Source organism: Streptomyces sp. NPDC030995, from assembly GCF_055571215.1.
Genome location: NZ_JBVIFS010000062.1, coordinates 1 through 16269 on the forward strand (window position 1 = coordinate 1; position 16269 = coordinate 16269).

A 16269-nucleotide genomic window follows, 5' to 3' on the forward strand; every position below is an offset into this window, starting at 1 on the left:
GAACGCGACATCAGGTCCTGGCTCGCCCATTGGAACGAGCAACCCCGGCCCTTCGTCTGGACGAAGACAGCCGACGAGATCCTCGACAAAGTCGCTGCCTACTGCCACCGAATCTCTGACTCAGGTCACTAGCGGGTGTCCGGCGGATCAGGGCCGGGTCACTGCGAGCCGCGGAACTCCGCGCCCTCCACGATCAGCCCGGCCACCAGCGCCCCGGTCATCCCCGCGTGCGCCAGCCCGCCGCCGGGATGCGCCCAGCCGCCCGCCAGGTACAGCCCCGGCACGGCCGTCGTGTTCGCGGGCTGCAGCAGCCGGCCCCCGGCTCCGGCGAGGGCCGGCGGGGGCACCGCGCCGCCCAGCGCGCCGGTCGCGGCCTCGACATCGGCCGGGGTGCGCACCTCGTGCCACAACAGCCGCTCCCGCAGGCCCTGTACGGCGTTCTCCGCGAGGTTCAGCAGCTCCTCGGGCTTCGAGGTGCCGGGCCCGTGCACGGCGCTCACCGTGACCGCCTCGTGCTCCTCGTCGGGGCGGGTCGCCGGGTCGTCCGGGCGCATGACGGTGACCTGGGCTCCGGGGGCGTGGACCAGGCTGCGGTGGACGGCCGCCGCGGGGCGGGCCCCGCGCAGGGCGAGCAGGAGCGTGATCCGGCCGGGCACGCCGGCCCCGCGGGCGGGGACCGCGTCCGGCGGCCACGGCAGGGAACTCGCCGGCAACTGCCGGGGGTCGATCCCGCAGACCACGGAGTCGGCGGCCACCCCGGTGCCGTCGGCCAGCAGCAGCCCGGCCGCCCGGCCGCCCCGGACCAGGACCTCCCGCACGTCCGCGCCGAAGACGAAGGCGACCTTGCGCTCCAGGCAGCGCTCGTACACGGCGGTGGCCAGCGCCCGCATCCCGCCGCGCACGTACCAGCTGCCGAAGGTCTGCTCCATGTACGGGAGCACCGCCGCAGAGCCGGGCGCGGTGGCCGGGTCGATCCCGTAGGTGCGCACCAGGCCGGTCAGGAGCTCGCCGAGCCCGCCGCCCAGCTCCCGGTCGGCCACCTCGGCGAGGGTCGGCGTGCGGCGGCGGAGCAGGCCGCTCCTGCGCACGGCCGGGTACGGGTCGGTGCCCAGGGCCTGCCGGGCGCCGGCCCGCAGCGGCTCCTCCAGCAGCGGGCGGCGGGTGGCGTCCCAGGCGTCACGGGCGCGGCCCAGCACGGCGTTCCAGCGCTCGCCCGCGCCCTGGCCGAAGGCGGAGTCGAGGGCGGCGGCGACACCGCCGCGCGAGGCGCCCGGGAGGGTGACGTCGATGCCGTGGCGGGGGAGGACGTGCCGGACGGCCGGGTCCACCTGGACCAGGTCGACGCAGTCCTCCAGCGACCGCTTGCCGGTCTTCACGAAGAGGTCGCGGTAGACGGCGGGCAGGTGCAGCAGCCCGGGCCCGGTGTCGAAGGCGAAGCCCTCGCGCTCGTAGCGGCCCACGGCTCCGCCGTAGGTCGCCCCGCGCTCGTACACCGTCACCTGGTGCCCTGCCACGGCCAGCCGGGCCGCCGTCGCCATCGCGCCCATGCCGGCGCCGATCACCGCAATTCGTGCCATGCGGCCGAGCCTATCGAGGGTGTCCCCCGCGCTCAGCGGGGTGGTGCCCGGTGGCCTCGCGGCTCTCGGCGGCGAGCCGCTTCTCCTCGCGGCGCTGGGCCCGGCGGCGCAGGAAGCGGCGGATCCGGGACCAGAGGAAGACCAGTATCGCCAGCCCGATGGCCAGCAGGACGGCCGCGATGATCGCGGCGGCCTCGGGATTGAACATCGCGAAGGTGACGAGGCCGGCCACGCCGAGGTCCTCGGCGATGCTCATCGCCACATTGGTGAACGGCTCGGGCGAGGTGTTGATCGCCATCCTGGTGCCGGCCTTGACGAAATGGCTGGCCAGCGCGGTGGAGCCGCCGATGGCGCCGGCGGTGATGTCGGAGAGCGAGCCGCTCTGCCCGGCCAGCAGCGCGCCGATCACCGCACCGGACACCGGGCGGATCACCGTGTGGACGGTGTCCCATATCGAGTCCACGTACGGGACCTTGTCGGCGACGGCCTCGCAGAGGAACAGCACCGCCGCGACGATCAGCACGTCGGTGCGCTGGAGCGAGGTGGGGACCTCGTCGGTCAGGCCGGTCCGGCCGAAGATGCCGAGCAGGAGGACCACGGCGTAGGCGTTGATCCCACTGGCCCAGCCGCTGGTGAAGACCAGAGGGAGCACACTCATTGGATCATCATGCCGTACGCGGAGCCGTGGACAGAGCAGTGAGGGGACGGCCGCACGGAAGCGACCGTCCCCTCACTCACGATGTCCGGGGCTGCTACTGCCCTTGTTCGTCACGGCGGCGCTGCCACCGTTCCTCGATGCGGGTCATCATCGACCGACGCTGCCGGTTCTGCCCTCGGGCCGAACCGCCTGTACTTCCGGAGACGGGCTGCTCGCCAGGCTTGGGTGCCTTGCGCCAACCGGTGACCACGAGGACCGTACAGCCCAGCATGACGAGGAACCCCACCACGCTGACCCAAAGCACGTTCGGAATGATCACACCGGTCATGAGGAGCGCGATACCCACCACAATGCCTGCGACTGCCTGGTAGACCCGTCGCCGGGTGTACGTACGCAGTCCGCTTCCCTCAAGCGCTGTCGCGAACTTGGGATCTTCGGCGTACAGCGCTCGCTCCATCTGCTCGAGCATTCGCTGCTCGTGCTCCGAGAGCGGCACGGGAGTCCTCCTCATCCGTCGGTCGCGGGGGGTAGCGACCAGGGGTCCCCTTCAGGATAGGCGGGGAATCGCCCCCGTGATACCCGCCCTCTACGCCACGTTCCAAAAAGCAAAACCACTGCGCAGAACCGTACCGCCGCGGGAGCGGTCACTGAGGCCGTTATTCCCCAATGCTCCGTCCACCATGCCGGTCACTGCCCTGATCATACGGGGCGGAGCGCCGGATCGGAGGGTGTGCGGTCGACTCCGTGCGCGGATGATCGCAGTTCAGGCCTGCTTCTCGCCCAGCACGTGCAGCTGCGTGGCCACCGCGTGGAAGGCGGGCAGCTCCGCGGCGGCCTCCTCCAGACGCAGCAGCGCCTCCACCGCGCCGGGCTCGGTGTCCACCAGGACCCCCGGAACGAGGTCGGCGAAGATCCGCACGCCGTGCACCGCGCCGACCGCCAGGCCGGCTCCGCCGACCAGCTCGGAGAGCTGTTCGGCGGTGAAGCGGCGCGGGACCGGGTCGCCGGAGCCCCAGCGGCCGGCCGGGTCGGTGAGCGCGGTACGGGCCTCGGTGAAGTGCCCGGCCAGCGCGCGGGCGAGCACGGCCCCGCCGAGGCCGGCGGCCAGCAGGCTGAGCGTGCCGCCGGAGCGCAGGGCCGCCACCGTGTTGGCCACGCCCTCGGCCGGGTCGTCCACGTACTCCAGCACGCCGTGGCACAGGACCACGTCGTACGCGTCCCGCTCGACGACCTCCAACAGGCCCTGGGCGTCACCCTGGACCCCGCGGACCAGGTCGGCCACGCCGGCTTCGGCCACCCGGCGCTCCAGCCCGAACAGCGCGTTCGGGCTGGGGTCGACCACGGTGACCCGGTGGCCCAGGCGGGCCACCGGCACGGCGAACTTGCCGGTGCCGCCGCCGGTGTCGAGCACGTCCAGCACGTCCCGCCCGGTCGCCTTCACCCGGCGGTCGAGCGCCTCCTTGAGGACCTCCCACACCACGGCGGTGCGAAGGGAGGCACGGGGGCGGGAAGTGTCCGACACGGCTGATGGCTCCTCGGCGCGGTAAGGGAGAACGGTCAGTGCCCCACCCTATTGCCTCCGGCAGTCGTGCAGCTCATCCCGCGTCCGGACGCTCCGCCCGCGGCTCCGGCAAGGCCTGCGCCAGGTTCGGCGAGGGCGTCCGGACGGCGAGCATCCGCTCCACCAGGCGCAGGAACATCGAGGCGGCGCGCACCAGATCGTCCGCGTCCCGGCAGCTCGCCGCGTCCGCTATCCCCGCCTCGGCCCGAGCCCGGCGTGCGGCGCCGGAGGCGAAGAGCGCGCTCCACTCGGCCAGCTCCGGCGCTATCTCCGGCAGTACCTCCCACGCGCTGCGGATCCGGGGCCGCCGCCGTGGGTGCACCGGCTCGGGCCGCCCGCGCGCGGCGAGCACGGCCGCGGCGGTGCGCAGCGCCGCGAGGTGGGCGGTGGCGTACCGCTCGTTGGGCCGGGTCAGCCGGGCGGCCTCGGCCAGGCCGGCGCGGGCCTTGTCGAGCAGGTCGAGGGCGGCCGGAGGGGCCGTCGACTTGCGCAGGACGGGGTGGACAGGGGACGGGGACGGTGTGGCCATGACGAACCTCCTGTCGATGCGTTGCCCCCATCGTGACGGGGCCCACTGACAATCGCGCTGACCTGCGGTTTTGGGGCGATCTGCCCGACAGTTGACCGGAAATTTCCGGCCAACTGCCCCCTCCTGCGCACCCGGTGCGCCCAGGGATGCTAGTTTTTGAACTGACCGGTCAGTTCAAAAAGAAGGGGGACGGCGTGGACAGCCCGCACGGCGCGGCCGTCAAAGCCGAGGACTTCGGACTCAAGGGCCCGCGCGGCTGGGCCTTCCGGGGAATCGGCATCGACGCGGCGCCCGGCTCGCTCATCGCGGTCGAAGGCCCCTCCGGCAGCGGCCGGACCTGCCTGCTCCTCGCACTCACCGGGCGGATGAAGCCCACCCAGGGCCACGCCGAGATCGGCCGCCACCGGCTGCCGAAGAAGATGGCCGCGGTCCGCCGCATCACCGCCCTCGGCCCGGTCCCCGGCGTCAACGACCTCGACCAGGCCCTCACCGTCGCGGAACAGCTGCGCGAGGGCGCCCTGCTCCAGCGCCGCTACGACGCCCCGGTCCGCGCCCTGCTGCGGCCCCGGGCCGAGCGCCGCGCCGGCGCCGCCGCCCGGATCGACGCGGCCCTGGCCGCCGCCGGACTGGACCTCGCCACGCTGCCCAAGGGCCCGCGCACCTCCGTACGGGACTTGGAACGCCTGGAGTCCGTACGGCTGTCCATCGCCATCGCCCTGCTCGGATCCCCGCGCCTGCTGGCCCTCGACGACCTCGACCTCAAGCTCTCGGACACCGAGCGCGCCGAAGCCTGGGAACTGCTGCGCTCGATCGCCGCCCGCGGGACCACCGTCCTCGCCGTGTGCAGTGAGGCGCCCGCCGACGCGGTCGTCCTGCGGACCTGCCCGAAGGAACCGGACGTCAAGGACGTCAAGGACGTCAAGGACGTCAAGGACGCCAAGGACGCCCCGGCGGCCACGGACACCGAGACCGGCACGGACACCGGCGCCGAGAACGACACCGACACCGACACCGACACCGAGAACGACGACACGAAGGGGGCGGACGATGCGCTCGCCGAAGCTGGCCGCGCTTGAGCTGAAGCGGTTCGGGCGGGGGAAGCTGCCCCGGGCCGCTCTCGTCGCGCTCATCCTGCTGCCGCTGCTCTACGGGGCCCTGTACCTCTGGTCCTTCTGGGACCCGTACAGCCGCCTCGACAGGGTGCCCGTGGCCCTCGTCAACGCCGACCGCGGCGCGACCGTGGACGGCAAGCACCTGGACGCGGGCGGTGAGATCACCAAGAAGCTCCACGACAGCAAGACCTTCGACTGGCGCGAGGTGAGCGCCAAGGAGGCGGCCAAGGGGCTGGAGAACGGCACGTACTACCTGACCCTGACGATGCCCGCCGACTTCAGCGCGAAGATCGCCTCCAGCTCCGGCGACGACCCCACCACCGGGGCCCTCCAGGTCCGCACCAACGACGCCAACAACTACATCGTCGGCTCGATCTCGCGCACCGTCTTCTCCGAGGTCCGCTCGGCGGCGTCCACCAACGCCTCCCGCGGCTTCCTCGACAAGATCTTCGTCAACTTCTCCGACCTGCACGACAAGACCGCCGAGGCCGCCGACGGCGCCGACAAGCTCAAGGACGGGGCGGGCAAGGCCAAGGAGGGCGCGAAGGAGCTGGCCGACGGCCTCGACACGGCCGAGGAGAAGACCGGCGAACTCAACAGCGGCCTGAAGAAGCTCAACTCGGCCGCGGCCAAGCTGGAGACCGGCTCGAAGGACGTCGCGGACGGCACCCAGAGCCTCGCCGACAAGGTCAACGGGGCCGCCGACAAGGCCCGGCCCTTCGTCAAGGACCCCAAGAACCTGGCGGACACCGCCAAGCTGGTCGCCGACACGGCGGGTGTCGTGAAGAACCACCTCGACAAGTTCTCCGAGAAGGCCCCGGCCGCCGCCTCCGTCGCAAAGAAGGCCTCCGCCCGCGCGGACGCGTACTACACCCTGCACTGCGTCACCCCGGGCAAGGAGCCGCACCTGGCCTCCTGCCCGGAGCTGAAGCAGGTCAAGGACGACATGGCAGAGGCCGCCCTGCTCTCCGGGGACGTCGACACCCTGGTCAAGAACGCCAACGGCGACGTCGCCAAGCTCCGTACCCAGCTGACCGACCTGGAGAACAAGGCCCGCGAGCTGGTCGACAAGGCCCCCCACCTCGCGAGCGACCTCGACGCGGCCGTCGCCAAGGTCAACGCCCTCAACAGCGGCGCCCACAAGGTCGCCACGGGCATGGCCCAGCTGCACACCGGCCTCGGCAGCGCCACCACCGGCTCCGGCGCCCTCAGCGACGGCGTCGGCAAGCTCGGCGACGGCGCCCACACCCTCGACGGCGGGATGTACAAGCTCGTCGACGGCACCGGCGAGCTCGCCGGCGGCCTGCACGAGGGCGCCGACAAGATCCCCGACTACGACCAGCAGCAGCGCGACACCCGCACCCAGGTCATGGCCGACCCGATTCGGCTCGCCAACCAGTCCCTGCACAAGGCACCCAACTACGGCACCGGCTTCGCCCCCTACTTCATCCCGCTCTCCCTCTGGGTCGGCGCGATGGTCGCCTACATGCTGATCGCCCCGATGAACCGGCGGGCCCTGGCCGCGGGTGCCTCGCCCTGGCGGGTCGCCCTCGCCGGCTGGCTGCCGGTGGTGGGCCTCGGCGCCGCGCAGGTGGGCCTGCTGATGTCCGTACTGCACTGGGGCCTCGGCCTGGAGATGGCCCACCCGGCCCTCACCATCGCCTTCCTGATGCTGGTCACCGGCTGCTTCGCGGCGATCGTCCAGTGGCTCAACGCCAAGTTCGGCGCCGCCGGGCGGATCCTGGTCCTCGCCGTCCTGATGCTCCAGCTGACCTCGGCGGGCGGCACCTACCCCGTACAGACGAGCCCCGGCTTCTTCAACGCCATCCACCCGTACCTGCCGATGTCGTACATCGTCCAGAGCCTGCGCCACCTGATCACCGGCGGCGACCTCACCGCGGTCTGGACGGGCTGCGCGGTCCTGGTGGCCTTCACCGCGGGCGCCCTCGCCCTCACCGCGCTCGCCGCACGCGGCAAGCAGGTGTGGACGATGGACCGGCTGCACCCCGAACTGAGCTTGTAGGGACGTGTTGACCTGTGACAATCAGCGCCATGGAACGCAGTAGCACCGGTACGGGTACCGGCGGAGGCCGCCGGCAGGCCACCCGGCAGAAGCTCTACGAAGCAGCCGTCACCCTCATCGCCGAGCAGGGCTTCTCCGCGACCACGGTCGACGAGATCGCCGAACGGGCGGGCGTCGCGAAGGGCACCGTCTACTACAACTTCGCGAGCAAGAACGACCTCTTCGAGGAGCTCCTGCGGCACGGCGTCGGGCTGCTGACCGCGTCCCTGCGGGAGGCGGCGGAGTCGACCGAGGCACGGGGCGGCACGCGCGTCGAGGCGCTCGACGCGATGATCCGGGCCGGTCTCGTCTTCATCGACCGGTACCCGGCCTTCACCCAGCTGTACGTCGCCGAGCTGTGGCGGACCAACCGCGCGTGGCAGTCCACGCTGATGGTGGTCCGGCAGGAGGCGGTGGCCGTGGTGGAGAAGGTGCTGCGCGAGGGCGTGGAACGGGGTGAGCTGAGCGCCGAGATCGACGTGCAGCTCACCGCGGCCGCGATGGTCGGGATGGTGCTGGTGGCCGCGCTGGACTGGCAGTCCTTCCAGAGCGAGCGGTCGCTGGACGACGTGCACTCGGCGCTGTCGCTGCTGCTGCGGGGCCGCGTCAGCGGGCACTGACCCCCAGTCGGCGGTGCCGCGGGGGCGGCGCAGCCCGTACAACTGGTGGGGCCTGCCGCGGCGGCTGAGTATCCGTACCTAGGCGCGGAAATGAGTACGTGCGCGGATGGGTTCCCACCTGCGCAGACGCCAGACTGGGGGCAACGGACAGGAGGCCTGGTCCGCACCGCCGACACGGGGCTGCGGAGCGGACCGGGTTCCTCCTCCGTGATGCGGTACGCCTACGCGGCGGGGCTCGGGGGGATCGAGCCTCGCCGCGTTTGCGCGTCCGCGGGTTCGGCGGTTCTGCCGTGGCCCAGCCGGGCCTGAACCCCTGCCCGCCCCTCCCGGGGCTCCGCCCCCGGACCCCGCGCCTCAATCGCCGGCGGGGCTCAGAGACCGGGGCTCCGCCCCCGGACCCCGCGCCTCAATCGCCGGCGGGGCTCAAAGACCGGGGCTCCGCCCCAGACCCCGCGCCTCAAACGCCGGCGGGCTGGATGGTGCCGGCGGGGCCGGATTGTGCCGGCGAGGCTGGATTGTGCCGGCGAGGCTGGATTGTGCAGACGGGGCTGGATTGTGCCGGCGGGGCCGAATTGGCAGGCGGGGCCGGATCTTTCAGCCGTCCGGCGTTTGAGGACCGGGTCCGGGCAGAGCCCGGGAGGCGGGCCGCAGGGCCGCGTCAGCCGCGCCCGCGCAGAGGCAGGCGCAGCCGGACCGCGGCGGCGCGGGCCGATGCCGCCGAGGCGAGCGACGACCAGCGGGCCGATGCCGCCCAGGACAGGCGGGCCGCCGAGCGCGGGAAGAGCAGGGCGCGCAGGCGGGCCGGGCGGCTCACCGCGGCCAGCAGGCCCGCGCGGGCCAGCAGCACGTCCTGCGCGAGCCCCGCGTACGAGACCTCCGCGCCCGGTGGGGCGTACAGGGCCCGTTCCACCGCACCCGCGACCCGGTGCACCGCCTCCGCGGCGTCCGGCTCCAGAGCGCCCAGGTCCACCACCCGCGAGGCCGCCCGGCGCGGGGACAGCGCCTCGTCCGGGACCACGCCCACGTCCCACGCGGCGTCGCCCAGCTCCCGCCAGGCATCCAGGACCTCCCGGGTCCCCAGCCGGCGGGCCCGCAGCCGGCTGCGCCACAGCAGCGGGAGCAGGGGCAGACCCAGCACCGCCACCACGGCCGCCGCCCAGCCGAGGACCGTCGTCACCGACGGCCCGTCGTCGCCGGACGTGCCCTGCGCGGCCGCGGCCGCCCCGCACTCGCCGAGCTTCTTCAGCTCCGGCGGGCACTCGTCGGACTTCGACGGCGCCGCACTCGGCTGCGTCGGGGCCTGCGACGGCAGGGGCGCCGGCGCGGACGGCTGGGCCGCCGGGGTCTGCGGCCGGGAGTAGTCCGGCACGTTGATGCCCGCCCGCGGCGTCGGCTCGAACCGGGTCCAGCCCACGCCCTCGAAGTACAGCTCCGGCCAGGCGTGCGCGTCCCGCATCGTCACGTTCACGCTGCCGTCCGACTGCTTCTCGCCGGGCGTGAAGCCCACCGCCACGCGCGCCGGGATGCCCAGCGAGCGGGACATCGCCGCCATCGAGAACGCGAAGTGGATGCAGAAGCCCTCCTTGTCGGCGAGGAACCGGGCCACGGCCTGCGGACCCGTACCCGAGGCCGTCCGCGTGTTGTAGCGGAACCCGCCGTTCACGGCGAAGTAGTCCTGAAGCTTCACCGCACGCGAGTAATCGTCCTTCGACCCCTGCGTGACCTGGCGGGCCGTCTCGGCGACCACGGGCGGCAGGTTGTCCGGCAGCCTCGTGTACTCCTCGCGGATCGCCGGATTCGCCTCCGGCGCCTTCTGCAGCTGCTGCGCCGTCGGCTTCAGCAGCAGACTGCGCACCAAGTACATCGCGCCCTGGACGTTCTGGAACTTCTCCCTGCCCAGCTGGTCCCCGACCAGGGTCCGGCCGGCCGGTTCGAACCGCCACTTCCCGCCGATCTCCACCGACGTCGCCGGATAGGGCATGGGGAGGTAGCGCTGGGTGTAGTTGTCCGCCGCCGAGATCCTGGTGCTCACCTCCGCCGAGGAGACGCGGACCTGGTCACCGAGCCCGGGCGGATTCGGCAGCCGCTCCGGCACATCGGTCAGGGCCCGCCCGGAGGCCTCCCACTTGACCCCGTTGAACTCGTCCAGCGCCAGGATCCGCAGGTACTGGTCGCTCTGCTGCGGGCTGTCCGTCCGGTACTTCAGCACCACCCGGTTGTCCTGGGTGTTCAGGTTGCTCTGGAGCGAGACCAGCGGGTTGACCGCCGAGATCGTCCCGCCCGCGCCGCCGCCGTTCTCACCGCCGTCCTGCGCGCCCAGCAGCCCGCCGCCGAGCGCGGGCAGCGCCGCCGGCACCGCCAGCGCCAGGCCCAGGGCCACCGCGCCGATCCGCCGCCCGGCCCGCACCGGGGCCGTCGCCTGCCCGCCCTGGCCGCTGCTCAGGCCGGAGTCGGCCGAGGCACGGTCGCGCGGGACCGCGCCGAAGACCCGGCCCCACTGGGCGAGCCGGTCGCGGCCCTCGGCCAGCAGCATCATCAGGTAACCGCAGCCCGCCAGCAGGAAGGAGAACCAGGAGGCCTCCCCACCGCCCGCCAGGCCCGCGGCCACCGAGTACAGGGCGAGCAGCGGAAGCCCCGCCGCGGCGGCCGTCCGCAGGGTCACCGCCAGCACGTCCACCAGAAGCCCGATCACCAGCACGCCGGACACCAGCAGCAGCTGGATGCCGTCCGTCGGCGGCGCCGGGATCGCGAACTCGCCCACGTCCTGGACGCCCTGCGCGAAGAGCGCGCCGAAATCCGTCACCAGGTACGCCATCGGGCCGGTCCCGCCGGACTCGGCCTTGCCGCCGAAGAAGAGCGCGAGCAGCAGCAGCGACACCAGCAGTTGCGCGGCCACGGTCAGCGACCGCGCCAGCGGCACCCGCCGGGCCCCGGCGCCCACCGCGCTCTGCACGGCGAGCAGCGGCGCCGCCTTGAGGAGCCAGGCCGAGGTGTCGACCAGCGGGGTCAGAGACCACGAGGTGAGCAGCGTCGCCAGTGCCGCGAACAGCGTCAGTTTCGCCCGTCCGCTCATCCCCGACCTCCGGAAGTTCCCGTACCGAGGCCGGCGGTCCCGGCCTGTCGCCACAGTTCGCCGAAGGCCACCCCGGGCGGGGCGGCCAGCGCCGTCCAGCCCGCGTCGCGCAGCCTGTGCAGCCGCTCCTCCAGCGGGGCCACGGCATGCCCCGGCGCGGGCTGCCCGCCCCAGGCCGCGGAGTCCAGTACGAAGGCCACCGCACCCGCGGCGCGCTGGCGCATCCTGGCCGCCAGCTCCGTCTGTACGTCGTCCAGGTCGCCGAGGAAGGCGATGAGGAGCCCGTCACCGCCGGCCCCGGCGAAGCCGCCACCGCCGCTGCGCACCGCGTCGTAGGCCCGCGAAAGGCCCGCTCCGTCGGAGTGCCCGACCACCGCGAGGGTGTCCAACATCAGCCCGGCGGCTTCCGCGGACTCCTGACCGCCGGAGGAGAAGCCGCCCCCGCCGTCGCCCGGCACCGAGTCCCCGGTGTCCGTGAGCAGCCGCACCGAGAAGCCCTGCTCCAGCATGTGCACCAGGCTGGAGGCGGCCGCGGAGACGGCCCACTCGAAGGCGGAGTCGGGGCCCGAGCCGTCGAAGGCCAGGCGCCGGGTGTCGAGCAGGACGGTGGCCTTGCTGCGCTGCGGCTGCTCCTCGCGGCGGACCATCAGCTCGCCGTAGCGGGCGGTGGAGCGCCAGTGCACCCGGCGCAGGTCGTCGCCGCGCCGGTAGCCGCGCGGGATCACGTCGTCCTCGCCGGCCAGGGCCAGCGAGCGGCGGCTGCCGTCGCCGTAGCCGTTGGACTCGCCGGCCAGGCGGACCGGCGGCAGCGGCTCGGTGCGCGGGATGACCGTGAGGGTGTCGTAGGTGCTGAAGGAGCGGGTCAGCTCGACCAGCCCGAAGGGGTCGGACAGCCGCAGCTGGAGCGGGCCCAGCGGATAGCGGCCGCGCAGGTCGGAGCGGACCCGGTAGGACACCTCGCGGCGCCCGCCCGGCTCGACCCGGTCCAGTACGAAGCGCGGGCGCGGGCCCAGTACGTAGGGCACCCGGTCCTGGAGCATCAGCAGGCCGGTGGGCAGCCGGGAGACGTTGTCCATGCGCAGCTGCACCCGGGCCTCGGCGCCCGCGGGCACCCGCCCCGGGGTCAGCCGGCGGCTGCCGGAGACCCGGTAGCGGGTGCGGTGCAGGGCGTAGACGCAGATCAGCGGCAGGACGGCGAGCAGCAGGCCGACCCGCAGCAGTTCGCCCTGGCCCAGGACGTACGCGCAGCTCGCGGCGGCGATCCCGGCGGCCAGGAACGAACGGCCGCGGGTGGTCAGCCCGGACAGCGACGCGCGCAGCCCGCCACCACCCTGGCCCGCGTCACCCGGCCCGCCGGCGCCGCGCGGGGCACCGGCGCTCATCAGAAGCCCCGGATGCCCGCGCCGGGCGGCATCTCGCCGCGAGCGTGCGCGGCGGGGACGGGGGTGCGCTGGAGGATGTCGTGGACGACCTGCTCGGCGCTGCGCCGGTTCAGCTGGGCCTGCGCGGTGGGCAGCAGCCGGTGCGCGAGGACGGGCGCGGCCAGCGCCTGGACGTCGTCGGGCAGGACGTAGTCGCGGCCGGCGAGCGCGGCGGAGGCCTTCACCGCGCGCAGCAGGTGCAGGGTGGCGCGGGGCGAGGCGCCCAGGCGCAGGTCGGGGTGGCTGCGGGTGGCGGCGACCAGGTCGACGACGTAGCGCTTGACGGGCTCGGCCACGTACACCTCGCGGACCGCCTCGATGAGCTTGACGATCTCGTGGGCGTGCGCGACGGCCGTCAGGTCGTCCAGCGGGGAGAGCCCGCCGTGCACGTCGAGCATCTGGAGCTCGGCGTCGGGGCTGGGGTAGCCGACCGAGACGCGGGCCATGAAGCGGTCGCGCTGGGCCTCGGGCAGCGGATAGGTGCCCTCCATCTCCACCGGGTTCTGGGTGGCGACGACCATGAAGGGGGTCGGCAGCGTGTACGTCGTGCCGTCGATGGTGACCTGGCGCTCCTCCATCGACTCCAGCAGCGCGGACTGGGTCTTCGGCGAGGCGCGGTTGATCTCGTCGCCGATGACGATCTGCGCGAAGATCGCGCCCGGCTTGAACTCGAACTCGCGGCGCTGCTGGTCGTAGATGCTGACACCGGTGATGTCGGAGGGCAGCAGGTCCGGCGTGAACTGGATGCGCTGCACCGAGCAGTCGATGGACTTCGCGAGCGTCTTGGCGAGCATCGTCTTGCCGACGCCCGGGACGTCCTCGATCAGCAGGTGCCCCTCGGCCAGCAGCACGGTCAGCGCGAGGCGTACGACCTCGGGCTTGCCCTCGATCACGCTCTCGACCGACTGGCGCACCCGCTCCACCGTGCTGGTCAGATCCGCGAGGCTCGCTCGGTCGTCATACGTCGTCACCTGGTTCTCCTCGGCCCATTCCCAGGGCCGACGCCCTTGGCGCATGACCGGCCCACCCCGAAACACGGACACCGGCTCCGGGGGATCCCGGGTGGTGCCACCCCGCATTCTTGACGGCGTTACGGCCTTGTGTCACTCAAGAGCTGGGGTCGATCTCCCGCAGGAGCCCGGTGTGCACATCGAAGACGAAGCCTCGCACATCGTCCTTGTGGGGCAGGAAGGGGTTGGTGCGAACCCGCTGCATGGACTGCCGGACGTCCTGGTCCACGTCACGGAAGGCCTCCACGGCCCAGGCGGGACGCTGGCCGACCTCGTCCTCCAGCTCGTGCCGGAAGTCCTCGGTCAGACTTTCGAGACCGCAGCCGGTGTGGTGGATGAGTATCACCGTGCGGGTGCCGAGGGCCCGCTGGCTGATGGTGAGCGAGCGGATGGTGTCGTCGGTGACCACGCCGCCGGCATTGCGGATCGTGTGGCAGTCGCCGAGCTCCAGGCCGAGGGCGGCGTGCAGGTCGAGGCGGGCGTCCATACAGGCCACGACCGCGACCTGGAGGACGGGACGGGCGTCCATGCCGGGGTCGGAGAACTGCGCGGCGTAGCGCTGGTTCGCCTGGACGAGCCGGTCGGTGACGGATCCGCCGTGGGATGCCTCGGGCGCGGACTCTGCAGGGAGGGATGCGGAAGTCGTCATGCATACGACGTTAGTGGTCACCGCGGGTCGGGGCCTTGCGTGAGAGCGGACAAAGAACGTCAACGGGGCTTGTTGTGAGCTAACCCACAGGGGTGGGGCTGAGGCCGCCGTCCGGGTGATTCGCGCCTTTTGCCGGTTCGGTCCGAGAGGCGTGCACGGCGCGCGGGGCGGTTCGTTGACCGCGGCGACCGTTGCACTAAAGTGACGCGAACCGGCCGGAGCCCGGCCCTGACCGGCCGCCCGGCCCCCTGGTAACACTCCGCGTGCGCGGCGCGGCGTACGCCTGCCGCGCCGTTATCTGAGAGGGCGCTTTGACTAGCGAGTCCCGACATGTCCCGGTGATGCTCCAGCGGTGCCTGGACCTGTTGGCCCCGGCGCTGGAGAGGCCGGGGGCCGTCGTCGTCGACTGCACCCTCGGCCTCGGCGGCCACAGCGAGGCCCTGCTGACCCGGTTCCCCGAGGCCCACCTGATCGGCCTCGACCGCGACAAGGAAGCCCTGCGGCTCTCCGGCGAGCGCCTCGCGCCCTTCGGCGACCGGGCCACCCTCGTCCACGCGATCTACGCCGACCTGGCCGAGGTCCTGGACGGGCTCGGCATCCCCACCGTCCAGGGCATCCTCTTCGACCTGGGCGTCTCCTCCATGCAGCTCGACGAAGCCGACCGCGGCTTCGCGTACGCGCAGGACGCGCCGCTGGACATGCGGATGGACCAGACGACGGGCATCAGCGCCGCCGAGGTCCTGAACACCTACGCGCCCGGCGAGCTCGTACGGATCCTGCGCCAGTACGGCGAGGAGAAGCAGGCCAAGCGGATCGTGTCCGCGGTCGTCCGGGAGCGGGAGAAGGAGCCGTTCTCCAACAGCGCCCGGCTCGTGGAGCTGATCCGCGACGCCCTGCCGCAGGCGGCGAAGCGGACCGGCGGAAACCCGGCGAAGCGGACCTTCCAGGCGCTGCGCATCGAGGTCAACGGCGAGCTCTCCGGCCTGGAGAAGGCCATCCCGGCGGCGGTCGACCGGATCGCGGTCGGCGGCCGGATCGCGGTGCTCTCGTACCACTCGCTGGAGGACCGCCTGGTCAAGCAGGTCTTCGCGGCGGGCGCGACCTCCACGGCGCCGCCCGGGTTGCCGGTGGTCCCGGAGAAGTACCAGCCGAAGCTGAAGCTGCTGACGCGCGGTGCGGAGCTGCCGACCGAGGAGGAGATCGCCGAGAACCGGCGGGCCGCCCCGGCGAGGTTCCGCGGCGTCGAACGCATCCGGGAGGCGCGACTGTGACCAAGGCCGGGACCGGCAAGGTCGCCACGCTCACCCGCGGGCAGGCGGCCCGCCTCGGCCGGGCGCTCGGCACCCGGCCGGTGCGCCCCGCCCGCCCCCGTCCCGGCGGGCAGGCCGCGCGGATGCCGTTCGTCCTGCTGGTGGTGGCGCTGCTCGGCGGCGGCCTGATCAGCCTGCTGCTGCTGAACTCGGCGCTGAACGAGGGCTCCTTCCAGCTGAGCAAGCTGAAGAAGGAGACCACCGTCCTCACGGACGAGGAGCAGGCGCTGCAGCGCGACGTGGACGCCTACTCGGCCCCCGACGCGCTGCAGCGGCGGGCGCAGGAGCTGGGCCTGGTCCCGGGCGGCAGCCCGGTCTTCATCGGCCCGGACGGCAAGGTCGCGGGCACGGCGGTGGCGGCGGAACCGGCCGCGCAGCCGTCCGCGTCCCCGTCGGCTTCGCAGAGCCCGGTCGCCGCCGCCCAGTCCCCGGCCGGCGCCGCGCCGCCCCCGTCCCAGCCCTCGCAGCAGCAGCCCACCCCCAACCCAGGCAGGTGACGTCGTGACGCGGATCCCTGCGGGGCACTTCCCCACCCCGCCCTTCCTCCGTTCCCCGGGCGCTGCCCGGACCCGCCGGGGGCTCCGCCCCCGGACCCCCGCGCCTCAAACGCCGGCGAGGCTGGATGTGTCAGCCCCTCCGGCGTTTGAGGAGCGGGGTTCGGGGCGGAGCCCCGGTCTTTCAGCCTCG

Annotated in this window: 14 protein-coding genes and 1 pseudogene; 6 read left to right on the plus strand and 9 right to left on the minus strand. The window is 73.2% G+C overall.

What is annotated here, in order from left to right; genetic code table 11:
* Window positions 1-132: pseudogene (locus ACZ45T_RS38210) on the plus strand (IS630 family transposase); the annotation flags it as partial.
* Between the two features lie 26 nt (window positions 133-158).
* Here ACZ45T_RS38210 and ACZ45T_RS38215 read toward each other — a convergent pair.
* The 5 genes from ACZ45T_RS38215 to ACZ45T_RS38235 all read right to left on the minus strand — a co-directional run bounded on the left by ACZ45T_RS38215 (window position 159) and on the right by ACZ45T_RS38235 (window position 4325).
* On the minus strand, window positions 159-1577 hold the full coding sequence (locus tag ACZ45T_RS38215; protein WP_468448929.1) for a phytoene desaturase family protein: 1419 nt from the start codon (window positions 1575-1577) through the stop codon (window positions 159-161).
* 10 nt (window positions 1578-1587) lie between these two features.
* On the minus strand, window positions 1588-2235 hold the full coding sequence (locus ACZ45T_RS38220; RefSeq protein WP_468448931.1) for a DUF4126 domain-containing protein: 648 nt from the start codon (window positions 2233-2235) through the stop codon (window positions 1588-1590).
* A 94-nt stretch (window positions 2236-2329) separates the two neighbouring features.
* Window positions 2330-2731, minus strand: coding sequence for a DUF3040 domain-containing protein (locus tag ACZ45T_RS38225; RefSeq protein ID WP_468448933.1), 402 nt, complete (start codon window positions 2729-2731; stop codon window positions 2330-2332).
* Window positions 2732-2998: 267 nt separating this feature from the next.
* Window positions 2999-3757, minus strand: coding sequence for a methyltransferase (locus ACZ45T_RS38230; protein ID WP_468448935.1), 759 nt, complete (start codon window positions 3755-3757; stop codon window positions 2999-3001).
* Window positions 3758-3830: 73 nt separating this feature from the next.
* Window positions 3831-4325, minus strand: a complete 495-nt coding sequence (locus tag ACZ45T_RS38235) for an SAV_6107 family HEPN domain-containing protein (protein ID WP_468448937.1) — start codon at window positions 4323-4325, stop codon at window positions 3831-3833.
* A gap of 194 nt (window positions 4326-4519) precedes the next feature.
* Between ACZ45T_RS38235 and ACZ45T_RS38240 the strand changes: the two genes are divergently transcribed.
* Genes ACZ45T_RS38240 through ACZ45T_RS38250 form a run of 3 tightly spaced genes read left to right on the plus strand, consistent with a single transcriptional unit; the run spans window position 4520 to window position 8119 of the window.
* Window positions 4520-5401, plus strand: a complete 882-nt coding sequence (locus ACZ45T_RS38240) for an ATP-binding cassette domain-containing protein (RefSeq protein WP_468448939.1) — start codon at window positions 4520-4522, stop codon at window positions 5399-5401.
* Window positions 5373-7460, plus strand: coding sequence for a YhgE/Pip family protein (locus ACZ45T_RS38245; protein WP_468448941.1), 2088 nt, complete (start codon window positions 5373-5375; stop codon window positions 7458-7460). The genes ACZ45T_RS38240 and ACZ45T_RS38245 overlap by 29 nt, the downstream gene beginning before the upstream one ends.
* Window positions 7461-7489: 29 nt before the next feature.
* Entirely contained in the window at window positions 7490-8119 is a 630-nt protein-coding gene (locus tag ACZ45T_RS38250) for a TetR/AcrR family transcriptional regulator (RefSeq protein WP_468448943.1), read from the plus strand.
* Between the two features lie 658 nt (window positions 8120-8777).
* Here the strand turns inward: ACZ45T_RS38250 and ACZ45T_RS38255 are convergent.
* The 4 genes from ACZ45T_RS38255 to ACZ45T_RS38270 all read right to left on the minus strand — a co-directional run bounded on the left by ACZ45T_RS38255 (window position 8778) and on the right by ACZ45T_RS38270 (window position 14335).
* Window positions 8778-11192, minus strand: coding sequence for a transglutaminase TgpA family protein (locus ACZ45T_RS38255; protein ID WP_468448945.1), 2415 nt, complete (start codon window positions 11190-11192; stop codon window positions 8778-8780).
* The gene (locus ACZ45T_RS38260; RefSeq protein WP_468448947.1) at window positions 11189-12574 is read right to left on the minus strand and encodes a DUF58 domain-containing protein; all 1386 of its coding nucleotides are present in this window, start codon (window positions 12572-12574) and stop codon (window positions 11189-11191) included. The genes ACZ45T_RS38255 and ACZ45T_RS38260 overlap by 4 nt, the downstream gene beginning before the upstream one ends.
* On the minus strand, window positions 12574-13584 hold the full coding sequence (locus ACZ45T_RS38265) for an AAA family ATPase (RefSeq protein WP_468448949.1): 1011 nt from the start codon (window positions 13582-13584) through the stop codon (window positions 12574-12576). Before ACZ45T_RS38265 ends, ACZ45T_RS38260 begins: the two co-directional genes overlap by 1 nt.
* 136 nt (window positions 13585-13720) lie before the next feature.
* The gene (locus ACZ45T_RS38270; protein WP_468448951.1) at window positions 13721-14335 is read right to left on the minus strand and encodes a beta-class carbonic anhydrase; all 615 of its coding nucleotides are present in this window, start codon (window positions 14333-14335) and stop codon (window positions 13721-13723) included.
* Between the two features lie 278 nt (window positions 14336-14613).
* Here ACZ45T_RS38270 and rsmH point away from each other — a divergent pair, with 278 nt between their 5' ends.
* A complete protein-coding gene (gene rsmH, locus ACZ45T_RS38275) occupies window positions 14614-15543 on the plus strand; it encodes a 16S rRNA (cytosine(1402)-N(4))-methyltransferase RsmH (RefSeq protein ID WP_468448955.1) in 930 nt (309 codons plus the stop codon).
* The gene (ftsL, locus tag ACZ45T_RS38280) at window positions 15540-16079 is read left to right on the plus strand and encodes a cell division protein FtsL (RefSeq protein WP_468448953.1); all 540 of its coding nucleotides are present in this window, start codon (window positions 15540-15542) and stop codon (window positions 16077-16079) included. The genes rsmH and ftsL overlap by 4 nt, the downstream gene beginning before the upstream one ends.
* Window positions 16080-16269 lie beyond the last annotated feature (190 nt).